The organism is Aquirufa aurantiipilula (genome assembly GCF_019923745.1).
GTDB classification, from domain to species: Bacteria; Bacteroidota; Bacteroidia; order Cytophagales; family Spirosomataceae; genus Aquirufa; species Aquirufa aurantiipilula.
The window spans coordinates 1-381 of the sequence record NZ_JAANOG010000046.1; the positions used below are offsets into that span (position 1 = coordinate 1).

Genomic DNA, 381 nt, shown 5'->3' on the forward strand with positions numbered 1-381 from the left:
CTGTATTACCATAAGCATCTTGTGCCGTTAAGGTATTCGTTCCTGTAAAGGCGGTACCATTGACCTGTGGACTTGTTAAGCTCACTGCCAACTTCGTCATTGTTGATGGACTCACCGTTACATTCAATGTTCCTCCTGTATTCGAGTTGATCGTGCCATCACTCGCATTCACCGTAGCTGATTCTGCTTTGTAGAGAATCATTGACCCAGATGCCACACCCGCAGTAAAGGTCAAGCTAGTGGCTGTTCCAAAATCCGTGCTCGCTACCGTTGGTGCGGTGGCAGGACTTGTTGAACTGGCTGCTCCAGAGAATGTAATATTTTTAGCTCCTGTGTAGCTAGTAGCCGTATTACCACTTGCATCTTTCGCGGTAACTGTTA

At 47.0% G+C, this 381-nt stretch carries 1 protein-coding gene; it reads right to left on the reverse strand.

From position 1 onward, the window contains the following. Window positions 1-381, reverse strand: a 381-nt coding sequence (locus tag G9H60_RS13745) for a hypothetical protein (protein WP_223144521.1), incomplete at both ends; no start/stop codon positions are given.